At 54.7% G+C, this 20,865-nt stretch carries 21 protein-coding genes; 8 read left to right on the top strand and 13 right to left on the bottom strand.

The genetic code is table 11. From position 1 onward, the window contains the following. Positions 1–38: 38 nt before the first annotated feature. Genes recA through pgsA form a run of 4 tightly spaced genes read left to right on the top strand, consistent with a single transcriptional unit; the run spans position 39 to position 3,765 of the window. The gene (gene recA, locus ACKTS9_RS05175) at positions 39–1,241 is read left to right on the top strand and encodes a recombinase RecA (protein WP_349215767.1); all 1,203 of its coding nucleotides are present in this window, start codon (positions 39–41) and stop codon (positions 1,239–1,241) included. After that, positions 1,238–1,867 (top strand): regulatory protein RecX, encoded by a 630-nt coding sequence (locus ACKTS9_RS05170; protein WP_349215768.1) that lies wholly within the window; start codon positions 1,238–1,240, stop codon positions 1,865–1,867. Before recA ends, ACKTS9_RS05170 begins: the two co-directional genes overlap by 4 nt. Next, positions 1,864–3,183, top strand: a complete 1,320-nt coding sequence (gene rimO, locus ACKTS9_RS05165; RefSeq protein WP_349215769.1) for a 30S ribosomal protein S12 methylthiotransferase RimO — start codon at positions 1,864–1,866, stop codon at positions 3,181–3,183. The genes ACKTS9_RS05170 and rimO overlap by 4 nt, the downstream gene beginning before the upstream one ends. Before the next feature lie 15 nt (positions 3,184–3,198). Beyond that, complete coding sequence (gene pgsA, locus ACKTS9_RS05160) at positions 3,199–3,765, top strand: CDP-diacylglycerol--glycerol-3-phosphate 3-phosphatidyltransferase (RefSeq protein ID WP_349215770.1); 567 nt, start codon at positions 3,199–3,201, stop codon at positions 3,763–3,765. A 44-nt stretch (positions 3,766–3,809) separates the two neighbouring features. Here pgsA and ACKTS9_RS05155 read toward each other — a convergent pair whose 3' ends face one another. Further along, positions 3,810–5,192, bottom strand: coding sequence for a M20/M25/M40 family metallo-hydrolase (locus ACKTS9_RS05155; protein WP_349215771.1), 1,383 nt, complete (start codon positions 5,190–5,192; stop codon positions 3,810–3,812). A 200-nt stretch (positions 5,193–5,392) separates the two neighbouring features. On the opposite strand from ACKTS9_RS05155, the gene ACKTS9_RS05150 reads away from it, so the two are divergent. After that, on the top strand, positions 5,393–5,911 hold the full coding sequence (locus ACKTS9_RS05150) for a MarR family winged helix-turn-helix transcriptional regulator (RefSeq protein ID WP_349215772.1): 519 nt from the start codon (positions 5,393–5,395) through the stop codon (positions 5,909–5,911). Positions 5,912–6,107: 196 nt separating this feature from the next. Next, complete coding sequence (locus ACKTS9_RS05145; RefSeq protein ID WP_349215773.1) at positions 6,108–7,121, top strand: ornithine cyclodeaminase family protein; 1,014 nt, start codon at positions 6,108–6,110, stop codon at positions 7,119–7,121. Positions 7,122–7,174: 53 nt separating this feature from the next. Here ACKTS9_RS05145 and ACKTS9_RS05140 read toward each other — a convergent pair whose 3' ends face one another. The 6 genes from ACKTS9_RS05140 to ACKTS9_RS05115 all read right to left on the bottom strand — a co-directional run bounded on the left by ACKTS9_RS05140 (position 7,175) and on the right by ACKTS9_RS05115 (position 13,391). Continuing rightward, the gene (locus tag ACKTS9_RS05140; protein ID WP_407879388.1) at positions 7,175–9,013 is read right to left on the bottom strand and encodes a carbohydrate-binding domain-containing protein; all 1,839 of its coding nucleotides are present in this window, start codon (positions 9,011–9,013) and stop codon (positions 7,175–7,177) included. 18 nt (positions 9,014–9,031) lie between these two features. Next, positions 9,032–9,727: a DUF4956 domain-containing protein gene (locus ACKTS9_RS05135; protein ID WP_349215775.1), complete on the bottom strand. Its 696-nt coding sequence runs from the start codon at positions 9,725–9,727 to the stop codon at positions 9,032–9,034. Beyond that, on the bottom strand, positions 9,720–10,430 hold the full coding sequence (locus ACKTS9_RS05130; RefSeq protein WP_349215777.1) for a polyphosphate polymerase domain-containing protein: 711 nt from the start codon (positions 10,428–10,430) through the stop codon (positions 9,720–9,722). Before ACKTS9_RS05130 ends, ACKTS9_RS05135 begins: the two co-directional genes overlap by 8 nt. A 92-nt stretch (positions 10,431–10,522) precedes the next feature. Continuing rightward, on the bottom strand, positions 10,523–11,767 hold the full coding sequence (locus ACKTS9_RS05125; protein WP_349215778.1) for a sensor histidine kinase: 1,245 nt from the start codon (positions 11,765–11,767) through the stop codon (positions 10,523–10,525). Further along, on the bottom strand, positions 11,764–12,438 hold the full coding sequence (locus ACKTS9_RS05120; RefSeq protein ID WP_349215779.1) for a response regulator transcription factor: 675 nt from the start codon (positions 12,436–12,438) through the stop codon (positions 11,764–11,766). Before ACKTS9_RS05120 ends, ACKTS9_RS05125 begins: the two co-directional genes overlap by 4 nt. A gap of 62 nt (positions 12,439–12,500) precedes the next feature. Then, positions 12,501–13,391 (bottom strand): LysR family transcriptional regulator, encoded by an 891-nt coding sequence (locus ACKTS9_RS05115; protein ID WP_349215780.1) that lies wholly within the window; start codon positions 13,389–13,391, stop codon positions 12,501–12,503. Between the two features lie 136 nt (positions 13,392–13,527). Between ACKTS9_RS05115 and ACKTS9_RS05110 the strand changes: the two genes are divergently transcribed. Together ACKTS9_RS05110 and ACKTS9_RS05105 are read left to right on the top strand one after the other, a co-directional pair. After that, positions 13,528–14,727 carry a coenzyme F420-0:L-glutamate ligase gene (locus tag ACKTS9_RS05110; protein WP_349215785.1) on the top strand — a complete coding sequence of 400 codons (1,200 nt, stop codon included), beginning with the start codon at positions 13,528–13,530 and terminating at the stop codon, positions 14,725–14,727. 114 nt (positions 14,728–14,841) lie between these two features. After that, on the top strand, positions 14,842–16,188 hold the full coding sequence (locus ACKTS9_RS05105; RefSeq protein WP_349216400.1) for an MATE family efflux transporter: 1,347 nt from the start codon (positions 14,842–14,844) through the stop codon (positions 16,186–16,188). A gap of 46 nt (positions 16,189–16,234) precedes the next feature. Here the strand turns inward: ACKTS9_RS05105 and ACKTS9_RS05100 are convergent, their stop codons facing one another. From ACKTS9_RS05100 to ACKTS9_RS05075, 6 genes are all read right to left on the bottom strand, one after another. Then, the gene (locus tag ACKTS9_RS05100) at positions 16,235–16,435 is read right to left on the bottom strand and encodes a hypothetical protein (protein WP_349216397.1); all 201 of its coding nucleotides are present in this window, start codon (positions 16,433–16,435) and stop codon (positions 16,235–16,237) included. Between the two features lies 1 nt (position 16,436). Further along, entirely contained in the window at positions 16,437–17,111 is a 675-nt protein-coding gene (locus ACKTS9_RS05095) for an ABC-2 transporter permease (RefSeq protein ID WP_349216396.1), read from the bottom strand. Next, positions 17,108–17,974 (bottom strand): ABC transporter ATP-binding protein, encoded by an 867-nt coding sequence (locus tag ACKTS9_RS05090; RefSeq protein ID WP_349216395.1) that lies wholly within the window; start codon positions 17,972–17,974, stop codon positions 17,108–17,110. The genes ACKTS9_RS05095 and ACKTS9_RS05090 overlap by 4 nt, the downstream gene beginning before the upstream one ends. Continuing rightward, entirely contained in the window at positions 17,974–18,348 is a 375-nt protein-coding gene (locus ACKTS9_RS05085; protein WP_349216394.1) for a GntR family transcriptional regulator, read from the bottom strand. Before ACKTS9_RS05085 ends, ACKTS9_RS05090 begins: the two co-directional genes overlap by 1 nt. 123 nt (positions 18,349–18,471) lie before the next feature. After that, positions 18,472–19,110: an orotate phosphoribosyltransferase gene (locus ACKTS9_RS05080; RefSeq protein WP_349216393.1), complete on the bottom strand. Its 639-nt coding sequence runs from the start codon at positions 19,108–19,110 to the stop codon at positions 18,472–18,474. Between the two features lie 91 nt (positions 19,111–19,201). Then, positions 19,202–20,749 (bottom strand): ArnT family glycosyltransferase, encoded by a 1,548-nt coding sequence (locus ACKTS9_RS05075; protein WP_349216392.1) that lies wholly within the window; start codon positions 20,747–20,749, stop codon positions 19,202–19,204. Positions 20,750–20,865: the final 116 nt, after the last annotated feature.

Below are 20,865 nucleotides of genomic sequence, written 5' to 3'. Positions count from 1 at the left end.
GATATACTGAAGTTACAGTAATCGATTTGGAGGAAACAATGGCAGAGAAAAAAGCGATCGTGTCCCCCACCAAAAAGGCGGCGGGCGATAAAAAAACGGCGCTGGAGACGGCGCTTTCTCAAATTGAAAAACAGTTCGGTAAAGGCGCGGTGATGAAGCTGGGCCAGAACGTGACCATGAACGTGGACGCCATTTCCACCGGCAGTCTGTCGCTGGACCTGGCGCTGGGCATCGGCGGCCTGCCCCGCGGCCGTGTGGTAGAGATTTATGGCCCGGAGTCTTCCGGTAAAACCACGCTGGCTCTGCACTGCATTGCCGAGGCACAGAAAAACGGCGGCGAAGTGGCTTTCATTGACGTAGAGCATGCGCTGGACCCGGTGTACGCCAAGGCCTTGGGCGTGGACATCGACTCTCTGCTGGTCAGCCAGCCGGATACCGGCGAGCAGGCTATGGAGATTTGCGAGGCGCTGGTGCGCTCCGGTGCCATTGACGCCATTGTCATCGACTCGGTGGCGGCCATGGTGCCCCGTGCGGAGATCGAGGGCGAGATGGGCGATTCCCACGTGGGTCTGCAGGCGCGCCTGATGAGCCAGGCTCTGCGCAAGCTGACCGGCGTCATCGGCAAGACCGGCACCATTGCCATTTTCATCAACCAGCTGCGTGAAAAAGTGGGCGTGATGTATGGCAACCCGGAGACGACGCCCGGCGGCCGCGCGCTGAAATACTACTCTTCTGTGCGTATCGACGTGCGCCGGATCGAAGGGTTGAAAGATTCCACCGGCGCATTTATCGGCAACCGCACCCGCGCCAAGGTGGTCAAAAACAAAGTGGCGCCTCCGTTTAAAGAGGCGGAATTCGACATCATGTTCGGGCAGGGCATTTCCAAAACCGGCGAACTGCTGGATCTGGCGGTCAAACTGGGCTTTATCCAGAAGAGCGGCGCCTGGTTCTCTTACGGGGACACCCGTCTGGGACAGGGCCGGGACAATACCAAGGTCTATCTGGATGAGCATCCCGAACTGTTCGCAGAGATTGAAAAGCTGGTGCGCGACAACGCCGACAAGCTGTATACCCTGAAAAAAGGCGAGGTGCTCAAACGGCCGGCCAATCTGGATGATGCGCCTGCCAAAGCGGCCCCTGCGGCTGCCGCACCGGCCGATGACAAAATTGAGGTCAAGCCTGCGGCAAAACGCGCCGGCAAAGCGGACATCGACATCATGGTTGAGGACGACGACGCATGACCATTGGCCGCATCAGCGAAACAAAACGGGGACGGTATGCACTGTTCGATGAATCGGATCAGTTCCTGTTCTCCGTGGACGATGAGACTTTTGTAAAAAATCATCTCCGGGAAGGGCTGACGCTGGACGCGTCCGCTCTGGCGGAACTGCAGCGGCAAAGTGATACCCGCAGGGCCAAGGAAAAGGCCCTGGGGTATCTTTCTTTGCGTGATCATTCTTCGGGAGAACTGTACGAAAAGCTGTGCCGTACCTTTGACGCGCCTTCCGCTGCGGCGGCTGTGGCGGAAATGCGGCGGCTGGGTTTGCTGGACGACGAGCGTTTTGCCCGCAGCCGTGCCGTGTGGCTGGCCGGCCAAAACAAATCCGAGCGGGAGATTCGGTTTCAGCTGGAGCGCAAAGGCGTGGACCGGGACATTGTGGACCGGGTGATGGACGAGCTTGCGCCGGATGAGACCGAAGCCTGCTGTGCGCTTGTGCGGAAAAGTTACCTGCGCAAGCTGGCCGGCGGTGAACGGGAGAAGGTTCTGGCGGCTTTGGCACGCCGGGGCTTCGGGTACGGAGCAGCAAAAGAGGCAGTGGAGCGCTGTCTGCTGGAACTGGAAGAGGAAAGAGAGGATTTTGAATGACAATTGCCATGATTTCACTGGGATGCCCCAAAAATCAGGTGGACGCGGATGTGATGTGCCACGCGCTGATCAGTGCCGGGCACACCACCACAGCGGACCTGAGCGAGGCGGACGTGATTCTGGTCAACACCTGCGGATTCATTGAAAGCGCCAAGCAGGAGGCCATTGAAAACATTCTGGAAGCCTGCAGCTTCAAGCAGTACAATCCGGCTTTGAAGGTCGTGGTCACCGGCTGCCTGGCCGAGCGGTACCGGTCGGAGATCCTCAAGGAGATTCCGGAAGTAGACGCGGTGGTGGGCATCGGCTCCAACGCAGCCATCGTGCAGATTCTGGAGCGTCTGGCCGGGGAAGAGCACATTGAAAGCTACGGCGCCAAAGAGGCTCTGCCCCTGGGCGGCCGGCGCGTCATCTCCACGCCTCATCATTACGCGTACTTAAAGATTGCCGAGGGGTGCTCCAACGGCTGCTATTACTGTGCCATTCCCATGATCCGTGGAAGGCTGCGCAGCCGCACCGTGGAAGACCTGACGGCGGAGGCGCGCTTCCTCGCATCCGAAGGTGTTCGGGAACTGATCGTGGTGGCGCAGGATGTAACGGCATTTGGCGCGGATCGCGGACAGGTGGAGATCGGGCGTCTGCTGGACGAATTGAACCGCGTGGAAGGCATCCAGTGGATCCGTCTGCTGTATGCATATCCCGAGCGCATCACCGATGAGTTTATCGATGCCATGGTGCGCAACGAAAAAGTTCTTCCTTATCTGGATGTTCCCATTCAGCACATCAATTCTCAGGTTTTGAAAAACATGAACCGTCAGGGCGACCGGCAGACGGTTCTGGACGCGCTGGATCGTTTGCGCGCCGCCATGCCGGACCTCACTTTGCGCACAACGCTGATTGCCGGGTATCCCGGAGAGACCGAAGCGCAGTTTGAGGAGCTGTGTGAGTTTGTCCGCCAGTATCGCTTTGACCGTCTGGGTTGTTTTGCATACAGCGAGGAAGAGGGAACGGTGGCAGCCCGTATGGAGCAGCTGCCGCAGGAGCTGCGTCAGCAGCGCGCGGACATCATCATGCGCATTCAGGCCGAGATCATGGCTCAGAAACAGGCCGAAAAAGTGGGGCGTGTGCTCACGGTCATGTGCGATGAATATGATGATGAAAATGATTTGTATCTGTGCCGCAGCGAAGCGGATGCACCGGATATCGATGCAGTGGTGTGCGTGGCAAGCGAGACGCCCATTGAGCCGGGTACCATGCTGCGTGTGCGGGTGACAGACAGCGATGTGTACGATCTGTACGCGGAAGTTGTGGAAGAGTAAAGGGAGGACCAAAAGATGAATCTGCCGAATAAATTGACCATGCTGCGCATTGTTTTGGTGCCGGTGTTTATGGTTTGCGCTGCTTATCACTGGATGCTGGCTGCGGGCGTGGTGTTCGCGGTGGCCAGTTTTACCGATTTTCTGGATGGCAATCTGGCCCGGAAATATCACTTGGTCACCGATTTCGGAAAGTTTGCCGACCCGCTGGCCGATAAATTGCTGACCACTACCGCTTTTGTGTATATGATGGCGGACGGCGTGTGCCACCCGGTGGTCATTGTGCTGATCCTGGCCCGGGAGTTTGCCGTGTCCGGCCTGCGCATGGTGGCCGCGGGCGCGCCCGGCGGCAAGGTCATCGCAGCCAATATGTGGGGTAAGGTGAAAACCGTACTGCAAATGCTGACCATTATTTTCTACTATTTCGGTTATGCAATCGAACAGGCGGTGAGCACCGGTGCCACCAGCGTGTACACCACCCAGGTGATCTCTTTCGTTCTCTGCTGGATCGTGGCGGCCGTGACGCTGATCTCCGGCGCCAAGTACCTGTGGGACAACCGCTCTTTTATCAATGCGGCGAAGTAAAACAAAAATACCCGGATGGTTTCATCCGGGTATTTTTTGCGTTGTTAAATGCGCGCTGCGGCTTCTGTGTCTGCCAGAGCGAATTCTTCCATCACCGTGGCGGCCAGCTTGATGGCGTGGATGTAATCTTCCAGAATAATATTTTCATTGGGTGCGTGAATGTTGGCGCCATCGTTGCCTGCGCCGAACAGCACCGCATCCAGCCCGGTTCCGTGGCAGAACTGATACAGGGCGGTGGTGTCTGCCGCACCGGCGAACACTTCCGGCTCCATGCCGTAGACGGGTTTTACACACCGGATGACAGTTCGGCCAAACAGGCTCAGCGGGTCAGCCCGGTAGGGCGGTTCGCCGGAGCGAAGGACCAGCTCCACATCGGTGAAGCCCCGGCGGTCCAGGTGTTCACGGATGCGCTGGAAAATCTCCTGTGGCATCTGATCGGGCACCAGACGGAAATCCATGGCAACGGATGCCGAGGCGGGCAGAACGGTTTTGGCAGACGGGCCTGTTTCTCCCGCGCGGAAGCCCGCAATGTTGGCGGTGGGCTCATAATAAAATTTTTCCAGCAAGGGCAGGCCGGTCAAACCGTTGATGTATTCGTCCAGGCCCATGCGTTCCCGGTTGGCGGCCTCGTCAAAACAAAGCGTTTTCAGGCATTCCCGCTCGTAGTCGGTCAGCGGGCGCACGGAATCATAAAAACCGTCGATGGTAATGTGGTCCTGCGCATCCTTCATGGTGGCAAGCGCCTGCACCAGCCGCCAGGCAGGATTCTTCACAATGGCGGCTTTGGAGGAATGCTGGTCTGCTGATGCAGTGCGGCAACGCAGCTCCACAAACAGCATGCCTTTGGTGCCGAAACACACTTCCAACGGTCCGCCCAGCTGTTTGGACCCGCCCTCCCAGGCGAACCCGTCGGTTTGAAGGCGCTGAGGATAGCGCCGGGCGAATTCGGCAAGATGCGGGCTGCCGATCTCTTCTTCTCCTTCATAAATCAGCTTGACGTTCAGCGCCGGCTGCCCGTAAACGGCCTGACAGGCCATTACGGCACACAGGCGGCTCAGAAGGCTTCCCTTGTTGTCGGTGGCACCCCTGGCATACAGCTTGCCGTTTCGAATCTGCGCGCCGAAAGGGTCGCTTTCCCATTCATCCAGCGGTTCCACAGGCTGCACATCGTAGTGATTGTAGAAGGTTACCGTGCGCGACGGATTGCGCCCGGCCCATTCGGCATATACAATGGGGGCTCCGCCGGTTTCCACAAGGTCTGTCTGCGCATGCATGTTCTGAAGCGTCTGCATGATCAGCTGAGCCATTTCCCGCAGGCCCATGTTTTGTGCGGAAATGCTGGGCTGGCGGCAGAACTGCTGCAAAAGCGCAATGTATTCTTCGGCGTGGTCATCAATGTACTGGTACAATTTGCTGTAATCCTGCATGAAAAAGCCTCCGATTGTATTGTGTTATGTTGTTAAACATTGCTGCTGCCATGATAGCACGTGCGTCCGCACTGCGTCAACGACAAAAAACAAGCAAACAGTGCATACAAATGCGCATTTTCTTTGACTTTCGCCCCATGTATCGTTATAATAGATAATAAACATGTCGCATTAAAAGGACAAGGGGGGGAAATGTGCCTATGGAACAAAAACGTTCCGCCAGTTCGATCAAGCTGTCCACGCACCGGCCTGGTCTGGTGTACGATTTCGTCACGGTGTGCAGCTCGATGAACGCCATCCCAAAACAGTATGCGCCGGGCGTGACGCTGACCATGACCGAGGCAAGCACCGTTGAGGAGATTGCCGAGCATCCGGGCGTGACGGCCGCACAGCTTTGCAAAAAGTGGAATCGAACTCGGGGCGCGCTGTCGCAGCTCGTGAAAAAACTGGAGCAAAAAGGCTTCATCTGCCGGGAAAAATGCGAGGATCATGACCGCATGCAGCTGTTGTATCCCACGGTGAAGGGCATGCAGCTTCGTCAGGTCATGGAGGACAATGAAGGCGAGTATCATGCCATGCTGTATCAGGAACTGCTGGACCGCGGATGCACCAAGGAAGAGATGGAGGCCTTCTACAAAGTGATGGGCCACTATACCGATGCACTGCAGGCCCGGCCTGATTTGCGCTGGAACAACATTGTGCCGGAAGAAGACCACTGAAAAAAGACCCGCTTCGGCGGGTCTTTTTGTTGGTTATGAATAAATATTCATAAAATTGAAATTTTATCGGCCGGGCGGTTGACAGGGACGGCGTTTTTCACTAAACTATATTTAGCGGCTAAATGCTCGCGAATTTTTATAGATCAGACGGCCGGCGGCGCCGGTTCGTTTTTTTGACATGAGGAGGAACTGGTTCATGGATCATGTGAAGATGATCGCAAAAGAGCAAATTGAAAAAATTCTGGATATGAAGCGCACCATTGATATGGTGGAGAAAGTGTACGAGCTCCACGGCAAGGATCAGGTGCTGATGCCGGCAAAAATTACATTGGATACCGGCGAGAGCAACGACTGGCCCCCCTATGGCGGATCGTACAATGCCATGCCTGCGTACATCGGCGGCGACATTGATATCTCCGGCATCAAATGGGTTTGGGGCTTCAACGACAACCGTGCAAAGGGAATTCCCTATATCGGCGGCGTGATCATTTTGAATGAGGCGCGCACAGGCGAAGTGCTCTCCATCATGGATGGAAGCTACATCACCGACATCCGCACCGGCGCATCCGCAGGCGTGGCGGCGCGCTATCTGGCCAATAAGGACTCCAAGGTGCTTGCAATCATCGGCGCCGGTGTACAGGGCCGTATGAACGCGAGAGCCATTCTGGAAGAACTGGACATTGAAGAGCTGCGCATTACCGATATCCGCCCCGGCGCTGCGGAAGAATATGCCCGCGAGATGAGCGAGGAGCTGGGAATTCGCGTAGTGTCCTGCGCCACCAATGAAGAGGCCTGCCGCGGCGCGGATGTGATCATCACGGTCACCATCGCGGATGAGCCGCTGGTGATGAACGAGTGGCTGAAACCCGGCTGCACCGTGATGAGCCTGGGTTCCTTCCAGGAGCTGGATGAGCAGATCCCGCTGAGCTGCGATAAACTGGTGGTGGACAGCTGGGCGCAGAACGCTCATCGCGGCGAACTGTTGAAACTGGTGAAGGCCGGCCGTCTGACCGAGGCAAATGTGCATGCGGAAATGCCCGACATTGTCGTGGGCAAAAAGGCTGGCCGTGAGAGCCATGACGAAATCATCTGCGCCTGCATCATCGGCATGGGCTCCACGGACATCGGCATTGCAGGTGCGCTGTATAAAGAGAACTTTGCAGACAACAACGATCTGACCGAGTTTGCACTGCGCACTTACAACAAGTAAAATACAAACGAAAACCGCCCGGTACTGCCGGGCGGTTTTTTTATTTCAAGTGCTCAAGCGGGCTGACGCTGTCCACCCCGCATTGCATCGGGGGCGGTGTTCGGCGCTGTCCCGTCGGGCGGGGTCCCATTGGGGGATGTTCCGTCAGGCATCATTCCGCCCCGGCCACCGCCGAACCCGCCTGTCTCACCGTAGATCAGACTGTCCATCGTGATTTGCGTGGATGTTCCGCCTGCGTTCAGGGTATAGGTTTCACCCTGCACCAGCTCAGGGCAGCTGATCACCACGCTGGAATAAGCTTTTTGGCTTTGGCAGGAGACAAGTTCTGTACCGTCGGATGCGGCCAGTGTGACTGTATCTCCGGCACTGCCGCTGATGGATACCAGCATGGCCCCCTGCGTGGAAGAAGTGCCGAAGTTTTGTGCCATTCCGGATGGTCCGAAGGCAACCACCAGGCCGCCGGTAATGGAAGCCTCTCCGTTATAATCCAGCGCACCGTTGCCGCTGCGCTCAGGTCCGTAGACATAGATCTCGCCGCCACTCACGGTCAGCGAGCCGTTGGAATCAATGCCATCTCCCTCGGCATCAATGGAGATCACACCGCCGGAAAGAGTGATCCAGGCGTCTGCGTTTGCGGAAAAGCTGTCGCCCCGGAATCCGGTGCCACTGCCATCTGTTCCGCCGGCTGCATTCAACCCGTCATCGCTGGAGACAATGGAGATTTCACCGCCAGAGATTTCGACGGTCAGTCCTTCAATGCCCTCATAGCTTTGTGCAATGGCAAGAGTACCGCCTGTGATTTGCACGGCTCCGTCTGCGTGTACGCCGTCATCTCCGGTTGTGATTTGATAGGTACCGGAAGAAAGGACAATATCGCTGTTGGAATGGATGGCGTCGTCTGCGCTGTCAATGGTGAAAGTCCCGCTCTGAATGGTGAGGTTTCCACTGGCCTTGATGCCTTTCGTGCTGGTGGCATCCTCTTCCGAAGAGGATGCGGACGGTTCGGCTTCAGTCGGGAAAGAAGCCGTTGCGGCCTCGCCGCTTCCGCCGCCGGCTGTAATGGAGAAGGTTCCGTTTAAAATCTGCTGATCAGCACCGCTGCTGATGCCGTCTCCATCGGCGACAATGGAGAAAGTGCCGTCCGCAATGTAGACAAAGCCCAAAGAGGCGTCATCGGTGTTTTCGGCATGAATGCCGTCTTTTCCGCAGGTGATGGTATAGGTGCCGCTGGCGATGCGCACGCTGTCTTTCCCGGAAAGTCCGTGGCTGGCAGCTGTGATTCTGTATGTTCCGCTGGTGAGGGCCAAATCGTCTTTGGAGACGATCCCGTGCCCGGCTGCAGCCTGAATATTCAGCGTGCCGGCGCCGTTCAGCGTCAGATCGGATTTAGCGAATACAACCGCGTCAATGTTGTTGTCATCGATGGCGGTGTAGCTGCCGCCGTTGGACAATGTATTTTCCGAGTCGGCTGCGGTTGTCACCACGACTTTGTCGGCGCTGCGCACATAGAGGGCAGCGCCGTCCTCATTGGCAATGCTGACATTGTCCAGCACCAGCTGCACGTCATCGCTGTCTTCCGCGTCTACAAGGATCATGCCGTCGTTCAGTGTGCCCGTGAGAAGGTAGGTTCCCTCGTCGGCAATGGTGACGGTACCGTCGGAAACAGTCACTGCGTCGGAATTGCAGGAAACAGCGTCGCCGTTCAATTCAATGTGCACGCAGGTGCTTTCATCGTATCCGATCTCCATGTCTCTGGAAGTAAACATTCCGTCGTCGACCGAGAGGGTGGCTCCCGAAGACGGTTCGGAAATTTCGCTGGAGGCGGTGGTTTGTGAGCACCCGGTGAGCAGAATGGCCATTGAGAGTACAATGGCCGCAATGGCTCGTTTCATAATGGTTCTTCCTTCCTGTTAAAGCGCGCCCACTACGGTTTCCTGTTTGGAAAGCGTAATTTCCAGGTCCCCGTTTCGGCACTGAAGCTGATCGATCAAATCTTTTTCCGTGCCGGTGCGGCGCAAAGTCAAGTCGTATGTCAGACGGAACAGGCTGCCCATGTTGGTGGTTTTCACCTGGGTCAGTTCATATTCCGCGGCGTATTGTTTCAGTAAATCGTCAAACACACCTTCGTAGTCCAAATCCTCCGGAATGGTAATGTGCAGTGTTTTGTAGCGGGCGGCTTTTTTGCCTCGATCCAGATCCAGACGGGTGAACAGGACGCCGGCACCACCCAGCACGATTGCCACCAGAAAAGCGTAGGCCAGATAGCCCATGCCCGCTACCAGACCGGCCCCCATGGCGAGGAAAATAGCACCGATCTCACGGGCAGTGCCGGGAATGGAACGAAATCGCACCAGGCTGAAGGTGCCTGCTACGGCAACGCCGGTGCCCACATTGCCGTTTACCATCATGATGACCACGCACACCACTGCGGGCAGCAGGGCCAGCGTGGCCACAAAGCTTTTGGTGTAGCGGGTTTTATACATATACATCCAGGCCAGCAGCAGGCCGATGACCAGTGCGCTGGCAACGCACAGAAGAAAATCTGCAACCGGGATCACCGTGGTCATCTCGGTGTCAAACAGTCCCCGAAACAGTGATTCAAGCATACTGAATTCCTCCTTGCGCCAAAAGATTTTGATAGGCCGAACCGTACTTGGAAAAGGAAGTCTGATAGATTTTTCCCACGGTCAGTGCGTGACTCATCCAAAGGGGAATGCCGCCGGATGTTTTCAGCTCCATCAGCGTCTGGCCCGGCGAAAGCAGCGGGGTGCCCCGCAATTCGGAGCTCAGGGAAAAGTGATGAGTGCGGTATAAGATGTTTTCGTCAAATGTAACCCGAAAATCACCGTCTTCCAGCGGGGCGTAGGCCTCGCGTTCGTAAGACAGAAACACAGTGGGGAACAGCGGCTGATAATAGCTGCGGAAATAGTCGATTTCCGAGGCGATCTGCGAGTGTACGGGCAGAGAGGTTCCGGTGCGAAAGCAGGAGATCGCTGTGTTCTGCGGCAGGACCAGCCGGCGTTTGTACACCACCGACCGGTATTTTTTCTTCAATTCCACAAAGACATCGTCGCAGGGGCCTACGGCACGGTAGCTGCGAATGCGCAGCTTTTCTTTGTAAGCGGGCTTTTCCAGCGAGCGGCGGATCAGCCGGAAATTCTCTGTGTCAAAATAAATGTTCCGAATGGCGGTGCGGCCGTACCGGTCCAGCGCCATATGGGGCTGCATCACCTGCAGGATCAGCGCCTTTTGCGCAGGCGTCAGCAAATATTTCAGTTCATATCGCTTAAAGGTGGTTTGATAGTTCATGGCAGTCATCCTTTGTGTGCAATTTTATGTTTGCTATCTTACAGGACCAAACTTAACAGAACTTAAACCGTCACTTTAAACGAACTTAAAAATCAGGCGGGCAGGCTCACCTGAATGCGCAGCGACTTCTCATCCTCTGTGGAAGCTGTGATTTTTCCCTTGTGAGCAGCCGTGATCGCTGCGGCAATGGAAAGGCCCAGTCCGTGGCCGCCGGTCTGGGAATTGCGGGACCGGTCGGTGCGGTAAAAACGGTCGAATAAGCAGGGAAGCTGCGCTTTTTCAATGTGCTCTGTGGTGTTGAAGACGGAAAGATTCAAGGCTTTTCCTGCTTTTTCCAACGTCAGAGAAATGCGCCCGCCGGTCTGAGCATATTTCAGCGCGTTATCCAGAAGGATCATCAAAAGCTGGCGAATCATCTTTTCGTCGCCGCACAATGTCAGCATGGGCTGAATGGAAACAGAAAATTCTTTTTTCTGTGTAATGGCAAGGGCCTGAAACGAATGGGCAACCTCTTCCGCCACATCCGAGATGGGAAAATCCAGCAGCTGCATTTGTGTGTTGTCCTCTTCCAGACGGGAGAGAAGGATCAAATCGTTGGTCAGCGCAGCCAGACGGCGGGATTGCTCCTGAATATCGTTGATCCACTCATTTTCGCCCAGGTCCATGGCCAGCACCTCGGCGTCAGCGTCAATGATGGTCAGCGGGGTTTTGATTTCATGACCGGCGTCGGTGATGAAACGCTTCTGCTTCTCGTAGCTTTGCGCAATGGGGCGAACGATGTAGCGGGAAAGCACAATGGTCAGCAGCCAGACCGCCAGTAATCCCAGAAAGAATACAAGCAGACCGATTCCCACAAAAAAGCGCAGATTGGAAAGGCTTCGTCCGCAATCCAGAAAAATCACGCGAATGCCTTCCGCGCTTTGTGTGACCACATACCGATATGCGTGCTGATAGCCTTTCGTACTCCCCGATGCCAATACTTCCTGCCCGAAAACAATGGCTTCATCGGTGTCCACTGCGGCGATCCGGGCGGTGTTGACGGAAATCAGATTTCCGTCCGAGTCAAACAGAACAGAAAAAAAGCGGGACTCGTAGGGGAGTTCCGGTGACATTTTGTGCCCGCCGCCTGGATGCGCATCCAATGAAGGCGGCGCTTCCTCGTCTTCCGGCTTTGGAAAAAGTCCGTCGTTGGCAGCCAGAATGGAAAGGGTGCTGTCGGCGTCGGCCGTTACCTTTTGAAAGCTGATCAGAGCAATGGTTCCCAGAATCAACGAAAACACAAGAAAAATCGACAGCATGGAAACTCCGATCAGCTTGAAACGCAGCTTTCGAATCATGTGGTTTCCTCCAGAGTGTAACCCGCATTCCGGGTGGCTTTGATTTGAACGGTAGCGTGCAGCGCCGCCAGCTTCTTGCGCAGATAAGAGATATAGACCCAGACCACGTTTAATTCCGCGTCACTGTCATATCCCCAGATTTTCTCCAGAAAGCGTTCGGTGGGAATCAGGCGGCGAGGATTGCTCATCAGCAGCTCCAGAACCTGATACTCTTTGTTGGCCAGCCGAAAACTGCCGAAGGGGGAAGAAAGTTCCATCGTCGCTTGGTCCAGTGTAAGGTTTCCCATGCACAGGCGGGTGTCAGGCCGGGCAATTTGTGTACGGGTCATGGCACGCACCCGCGCCAGCAGTTCCCGGGTGTGAAAGGGTTTGGTCTGATAATCGTTGGCGCCCAGGTCCAGCCCCAATACTTTGTCATCCACTTCGCTTTTGGCGGTCAGCATTAAAACCGGGACCAGATTGCCTGCCTGCCGAAGGGCTTTCAAAACTTCAAACCCGTCCAGGCGGGGCATCATTACGTCCAGAATCACACCGTCGTATTCTTCGCTCTCCAGATATTCCAGCGCAGTTTGCCCGTCGAAAACAGCGTCCACAGAGTAACTGCTGCGCTCCAGAATGGCCACCAAAGCCCGTGAGAGCGCTTTTTCATCTTCCGCAAGTAATAACCGCATTCCCATACACCTCATTTTCTGTTTCTACTTTATCAGTGTAAGTTTAAACCAGGCTTAATGACTCAGTTTCGCTCGCTGTGCAGAAGGCGCATCAGCTCTCCGGCGGCGCTGGAGAGGGGCAGGTCTCTCACCCAGCAGGCGCCTATGCTGCGGGCGGGAACCGGCGGCACCAGGTGAAGGGGGAAGACCACGCCCTCCGCCAGCTCTTTCTGGCAGAACTCCTGCACCACACAGGCAAGCCCGAAGCCGATCGCGGCAAAACTGGGCAGCAGTTCGTGCGCGCCCAATTCGATCTCCGGAGCCAGACGCACGCCCTGTTCGGCGAACCAGTCATCCACATAACGCCGGCTGTTGGCTTCCCGTTCCAGCATCACCAGAGGATATCCGGCCAGCTCACGCAGGGTGAGAAACTGACCTTCCAATTCGGCAAAAAGGTGACCGGCCACGAAAATGTCGTGCACTTCCAAAATGGGCTGTACGATCAGCCGTTCGTCCAGAATGGGCAGGTTGACAATGGCAATGTCCAGCTGTCCCTGTTTTAAAAGTTCGGTCAGCTGGCGGGAAGTGCGGTTGGTCACCTTCAGCTGAATGCCCGGATGCAGCTGGCGGAACGCACTCAGATAAGGCAGCAGAAATTCTTTGGTGATGGTGTCGGCTGCCCCCAGGCGCAGCTGCCCGTCCTTCAGGGTCTGCACACGCCGCAATTTTTCTTCCCCCGCATCCAGAAGCTGCAAAGCGCTCAGCGCATGCTGGAACAGCATTTGCCCTTCCTGCGTCAGAGTCACGCCTTTCCGGCCGCGCACAAACAGCCGCGCGCCCAGCTGCTGTTCCAGCTTTTGCACCGCCTGGGAGACGGCAGGCTGGGTCAGAAACAGCTCTTTGGCACCTGCGCTGAAACTTCCAGCCTGTGCCACCGTCACAAAAATCTTGTAAAGTTCCAGGTCGGTTGTCATAATATAAACCTCACTTATGTAAAATATAATAAATAATAATTTTACTTATGGATATAGGCCCATTATAATAGAGAAGGATTCTGCGCGCAAGGGCGCGCGAACATTTTATCACAATGAACAGAACAGGAGATTGTGCATCATGAGAACTGTCGGTACTGTGTCCAGAGGTGTGCGCTGCCCGGTCATCCGCGAGGGCGACGATCTGGTAAAAATCGTGACGGACGCTATTGTTGCGTGCGGAAAAGAGCAGAACATTGCGTTCAACGACCGGGACATCGTTGCTGTGACCGAGGCGGTCGTGGCGCGCTCCCAGGGCAACTACGCTACCACTGAGGCCATCGCCAAGGACTGCCGCGCCAAATTCGGCACGGACACCATCGGCCTGACTTTCCCGATTTTGAGCCGCAACCGCATTGCCATCTGCCTGAAGGGCATCGCCAAAGCGTTTAAAAAGGCATACATTTTGATGAGCTATCCCTCTGATGAGGTGGGCAATCACCTGTTCGATGAGGATCTGCTGGACGAGAAGGGCGTCAATCCCTGGAGCGACGTGCTGGACGAGAAAAAGTACCGTGAACTGTTCGGCTATGTGAAGCATCCCTTTACCGGTGTGGATTATGTGGAGTATTACGGTGAGCTGTTCCGTGCCGAGGGCTGCGAAGTGGAGTTTGTGTTCGCCAATGACGTGCGCGCCATTCTGCCCTACACCAAGAATGTGCTCTGCTGCGACATCCACAGCCGCGAGCGCTCCAAACGCCGCCTGTTGGCAGCCGGTGCGGAGAAAGTGCTGCTGCTGAGCGATATTATGAATGCTCCGGTGGATGGTTCCGGCTGCAACGAGCAGTATGGTCTGCTGGGTTCCAACAAAGCCACCGAGGACAGCGTAAAATTGTTCCCCCGCGACTGCCAGAGCTTTGTGAACGCCCTGGCCGAAAGCCTGTACAAGGCCACCGGCAAACACATCGAAGCCATGATTTACGGCGACGGCGCCTTCAAGGATCCCGTGGGCAAAATCTGGGAGCTGGCGGACCCCGTGGTCAGCCCCGCCTATACCAGTGGTTTGGAAGGCCAGCCCAATGAGCTGAAACTGAAATATCTGGCGGACAACGACTTTGCGGATCTATCCGGTGAAGCGCTGACCAGCGCCATCAAAGAGAGCATCTCTCACAAAGAGGCGGACCTGAAGGGCCAGATGGCCAGCCAGGGCACCACGCCCCGCCGCCTGACGGACCTGATTGGCAGTCTGTGCGATTTGACCTCCGGTTCCGGCGACAAGGGCACGCCCATCATCTTCATTCAGGGCTACTTTGACAACTACGCCAAAGAAGCGGAATAATGAAACAGCAAAGCGGGACGGCTGCACGGCCGTCCCGCTTCTTTTTCAGCTTGCGCGTATGGGAAAAAAGGCCTATACTCGAAAGAAGTGAGATTTGAACGGAAGGAAATGGCGATGGACAAAGAATATCTCATTCGTGAAAAGCCGGCAAAGGCACTTTTGGCTTTTGCTTTTCCCATGATCGTGGGAAATCTGTTCCAGCAGTTTTACACCATGGCGGATTCCATGATCGTAGGACGCTTTGTGGGAGAAGATGCTCTGGCGGCGGTCGGAGCTTCCTACTCGCTGACCACGGTGTTCATCTCCATTGCCATTGGCGGTGGCGTGGGTGCTTCGGTGCTCACCAGTCAGCACTTCGGCGCCCGTCAGTACGAACGCATGCGCACATCCATCGATACGGCGCTGCTTTCGTTTCTGGCGCTCAGCCTGACGCTGGCCGGGATTGGTCTGGGGTTCGGTACGCAGATTTTGCAGCTGCTGAACACGCCGGAAAATATCATGGCAGATGCCACTACCTATCTTCGAATCTATTTTTTGGGGCTGCCCTTTCTGTTTATGTACAATGTGCTGTCCTCGGTGTTCAACTCTCTGGGTAAGTCCCGCATCCCGCTGTATCTGTTAATTTTTTCGTCGGTACTGAACATTGTTTTGGACTATGTTCTGGTGCGGTATGGCCATTTGGGCGTGGCGGGCGTGGCCTGGGCCACACTGATCGCCCAGGGGCTTTCGGCGCTTTTGTCTTTTTTGATCCTGCTTCGCCAGCTCCGGGAATACCGGCAGGCGGGCAGCGTGGTCTGTTTTGAAGGGGCGGAGCTGGGGCGTATGGCCCGTGTGGCATTGCCGTCTATTTTGCAGCAGTCTACGGTGTCCATCGGAATGATGCTGGTGCAGTCCGTGGTCAACGGGTTCGGCTCGCAGGTGCTGGCAGGCTACACGGCGGCGTCCCGGCTGGAAAGTTTCTGCATTGTGCCCATGGCTGCCATGGGCAATGCCATCTCTTCCTACACTGCGCAGAACATCGGCGCCAAACGTCTGGACCGCGTGCGCAGCGGTTATCGGGCCGGCTATGCCATTGTGGCGGGCTTTGCCGTTCTGCTTTGTGTGCTGTTTGAACCCGCCCCGGAATGGTTTATCTCTCTGTTTTTGGGGGAAGACGGCACCGCAGCTGCGCTTCAGACGGGAACGGCTTATCTGCGGTTTATCTGCTGGTTCTATGTGCTGATCGGCCTGAAGATGCTCACCGACGGATTGCTGCGGGGCGCACGGGATATGGTCATGTTTACAGTTGCCAACATGGCCAACCTGTTTTTGCGGGTTTTTGTGGCAGTGGTGTTTGCGCCGCGGCTGGGTGTGGCGATGGTTTGGTATGCAGTTCCTCTGGGCTGGCTGGTCAACTATCTGATCTCCTTCGCCCAGTACCGGACGGGAAAATGGAAGCAGAAAAGCCTGCAAAGTTCATAATGTTTTCCGCAAAATGGAAAAGCGTCCGCATAAGCGGACGCTTTTTTTACAGTCGGTTCAAATGTTCGGGCTTCACCCAGTTTTCCAGATAGCCACAACTGCGGCAGATGTAGCGCTCTACCAGCACCTTGTTGCCTTTGTGAAGACCGGTGTATACGTTGATCCCGCGGCTGAACAGCCATTCCGAGGCAGGAATGAGGACAATGTCGGTCCCGCCGCATTTGGGACAGCAATGGGTGTTTCGCATATCAGTACTCCTTCTGCTCCATGATCCGGATGGAAACCCGGCAGGAAACGAGAACGATCACCGCAAGAGCGGCAAGGGCAATCAAAATGACCACAGGCCAGTTGACGCTGGACCAGTCCATATTCGCCAGCCAGGGGCCCCAATAGGAGACCGTGGGGAAAATGGCCACAAAGGGGACCAGGAACGTCAACGTTGTAGGGATGCGCGATTTTTCTATGCCGAGTTTGAGATAGAGCGGAATATCCACGGAAATCACAAGGGAGTAAATAATCAGGATCGCCAGGCCACCGCCTACACCCAAAATCAGATTTTCCACGGCATCCTCTCCGTTGTGGAACAAAACCGTGTCCACGGCCGCACTGAACAGGCTGGCCAGAAGCCCCACTGCATACATGCCGCCATAGTAAATCAGGTATTTGGAGATCACCAGGTCCCTTGGCGTGATGGGAAGCGTCAATGCATAAGCGTTCCAGCGGGAGCTTTCATCCAGAGAAAAAATGGAGATCAGGCTCATGGTCACGCCCAGCATCAGCATGGCGGGCAGCATGGACATGGTTTTCATTGCGACGCCAATGATGAGATAAATCACCAGCAAAAGACCGATCTGGCGAATCAGGTATCCGCGAATGGAGTAGAAGTCTTTCAGAATGAGGCCGAAAATCGGATGTGTTTTCATACGGTTTCGTCGCTTCCTTTCACAAAAAAGGTCATGATGTCGTCAATGGATGCCGGTTCTGTCAGCAGCTCGGGATAGGCTTTCCGAACCAGCGGCGCATTGTCCACCAGAAATTCCAAATCGAACCGGCTTTCCCGGTGACCGAGGATATGCGCCTGCTCAAAGCGGGAAAGCTCTCCTTTGCCACATTTGCAAACAGCGAACCGCTCCAGCAGCGTATCCTTTTCCATTTGAAACACAATTTGTCCGTTGTGAATGAACACGATGTAGTCCGCCACCTTTTCCAGATCGCTGGTGATGTGGCTGGACAGCAGAATGCTGTGATTTTCGTCTTCGATGAATTCCAAGAACAAATCCAGAATTTCGCTGCGCACCACCGGGTCCAGGCCGCTGGTGGCCTCGTCCAGGATCAGCAGTCTGGGGTGATGGGCAAGCGCTGTGGCAAATGCGGCTTTGACGCGCATTCCGCGGGAGAAGTCCTTGACCGGCTTTTGCGCCGGAAGGGAAAAGCGCTTACAGAAGTCCTCGTACAAAGCGGCGTCCCAGCGGGGATGGAGCTTGGCCATGACAGAACCGATTTCCCGCATGTTCAAAACGGGGGAGAAGAAGCTTCCTTCCATCACAATGCCAATGTCTTCACCGATGAGACGGCGGTCTTTGACCGGATCTTTGCCAAAGACACGGATGTTTCCGCCATCGGTATGCAGCAATCCCAGAATCGATTTGATCGTTGTTGTTTTGCCTGCTCCGTTTTCACCGATGAATCCCACAATGGTGCCGGTCGGCACGTTGAAGGATACATTTTGCAGACTGAAATCCTTGAAATGCTTGGAAAGGTTTTGTACCTCAACCGAATATTCCATTATTCTTCCTCCCATAACAGCGAAAGCTGCTGAAAAAGTTCTTCGCGGGTTACACCGCCCCGCCGGGCAGCGTCCACAGCCTGCTGCAAAATATCCTCCGTCTGCCGCAGCGCTTCTTCGTGCAGCAGTTCGACATTTTGCGCTGCCACAAAACTGCCTTTTCCCGGTACGGTGACCACAAAACCGTCCCGCTCCAGGTCTTCGTAGGCTCGCTTGGTTGTGATAACGCTGATGCGCAGTTCCTTTGCCAAAGTGCGAATACCGGGCAGGGCGTCCCCTGCTTTCAGTTCGCCGGAAAGAATCTGCGCCTTGACCTGCGAGGTGATTTGCTCGTAGATGGGCTTGCCGGATGTGTTGCTGATCAGGATATCCATAGTACACCTCAAAGTAATTCTGTATATATACTGTATGAACAGTATATAACGGTAATTACAGTTTGTCAATAGATACGCAAAAAAATTCCCCATGCGGTGATCCGCATGGGGAAGAAAAATTTTTTAGAGTTTGGAATAGCCGAAGCTGTTGACCAGGGCGTCAATGCGCTGCCCGGCTTTGCACATGGGGCAATCGTGTACTGCGCAGCTTTGGTAATCCGGGATATCCTCCTGATGGAAGATGGCGTTAATGGGAAAGCCTTCCACTTCTGCCACATTGGAGAAAATCGAAGCAACGCCCGCTACCGTGCCGCCATAGTACGAAATGCACTCGGCGCTTTTCCGGACGGTGATGCCAGTAGTGACGCTGGCCATCAAAATCAGTACATGTTTATTCTGTACCATCGGCTGCAGATTGTCGCGGAAAATCAGCTGGCTGGTGCCGTTGGTTTCCGGGGTAATGACATAAATCGTGTTATGCGCATTCATGGAATGAAGGCCTGCCCGGGTCAGTTCCTGTGCCAAAAGCGTGCCCACCACCTGCATGCCGTCCAGGCATACAATGGTGTCGATCACCGTATTCAGCATGTAATCTCCCGCCAGATTCTGTGCCACTTCTGTCGCCTCGGAAATGCGGCTTTTCAGGGTGGTCATGTCAAGATAGTAGTTTACATGCGAGTGGTTGGTGGCAAAATGTCCGGGAACAACTTTCAGAGGAATGCTGCTGTTTTTGGTGTACAATTTGACAATGCGTTCTTCCATAAAAGCATCTCTCCATTTCAAAAAGCGCTCATTCTGTGGAATGAACGCTTTTTTTTATATTATCATGCTTCTCAAAAGAATACAATAAAATTCATGGATTTACCTTGGATTTGCACTTTTTGCACAAATAACGAGAGATAAAACAGGAGATATCACAGAGTCCCAACGCGGCATAGGGGACCAGCAGAACCGAATAGTTAATAATATAGAGGCTTTTGGCTTCCCAAAAGGTATGGAACACAAATCCACCGAACACGACCAGAACAGGGATCAAATACTCCGCACGCCAGTTCTTTCGTCTGTTCCAAAGAGCGGCTGCCGCACCGGTGTACAAAAGCGTCTGCAGCGCGTCGGCCCACAGGACCAATCCGTCGTGGACCGGCCCGGCATAACAGGCCTGAATCCAATTGGGTGCCAGCTGATCGGTCAATGCATTTTTGCTGATCCAGAAAGTCGCGTACGTAGGTTCGCACCATTGGCTGATGGTTTTCAATCCAAAAAAGTGCAGCGCGTAGCTTGGATGTGAACAGAACTCGGCGAAGCTGGTTCCAATGGAGGCAATTGCCTGTTGCGCGATGGCGTCGTTGTCGAATTGATGAAGCACATACAACATGTCGTTGTATTCATTGTACCAGCCCGGCGCCAGCGGCCCGGTTTGTAATCCCATGGCAATCCAGGCCCAGAAGGTTTCCCCGTTGTGCAGGTCATACCCGGAACGCTGTTCCATGACAAAAAGCAGCAGCTCTCCGGCACCGAGTGCCAGAATCACACATGCAGCCAGTCCCAGCACAGGACGCACAGATTTGCGGTGCAGTGCAGCTGTCAAAAACAGCAGTGCCAGACCGACCAGAAACACTGCACTGTTGGGTTTGGCAAGCATTGCCAGCATGATACATAAGGCAGAACCTGTATAAAAGCGGATTTTGCCACTGTCAGTGGCACGCAGCGCGAAGAATAGAGCTCCGACCGAAAAGGCAGCGGAAGCCAGTGTTCCATAGATAAAGGTGGACAGCAGGGCAATAGGATAAAAGGCAATGCACAAAAAAGCTGCCAGGCACAGGGCTTTTTTATCAGGATTGAAAAGTTCTGTCAAGCGAAGCAAAAAATACACAAGAAGTGCGGCAAAAAACGCGTTGAACAGTTGAAAGGCAAAGAAACAGTGCCCGGCTCCGAACAGTTTCATCACCAAGGCGGCCCAAAGGCTCGTGGCCAGCTGATAAGGAAACTGCGAAAAATAAGCACCCGGCCGCAAAAGCGAGTAATCGCCAACCAGAAGATTCTGTGCGTTTTGGTAAATGAATATTCGATCGGCGGTAGGCATTGTGTTGTTGAAGAATGCCCACAGCCCCCCAAAAACAAAAACGAACAGACACGCAAAAAGGATGATCCCACAGCGGGAGATCTTTTTACAGTGAGGCAGTACCCATGCGCTCAGTGCGAAAAAGATGCCGCAGCAGATCAGAACGGGCAAAAGCGAAGAACAGGAGTACTGGGGGATTTCGTCATAACTTTCTGGGAAGTATGTGGTGACAACCAAACTGCAAAGAGCCAGCGACGCACATAAAATAAGCGTACAAAAAAGAAAGAACACACGCACAAAGCGGTAGAAACGCGGTGCGTGAGAAATTTGATCCGGCATACAAGAGCCTCCTTTTGCTGCTTGTATCATCATACCAGAACAAGAACGCTTTTTACAATTCATTCATGCAAATTTGTTATCTGCATGGTATACTTTTAGTGGAAAGAAAAACCGCA

The sequence above is a fragment of the Owariibacterium komagatae genome, from assembly GCF_045865535.1.
Taxonomy (GTDB): Bacteria; Bacillota; Clostridia; order Oscillospirales; family Ruminococcaceae; genus Ruthenibacterium; species Ruthenibacterium komagatae.
The sequence above is the reverse complement of the archived record's forward strand: the minus strand, read 5'-3'. Positions and strand labels throughout refer to the sequence as shown.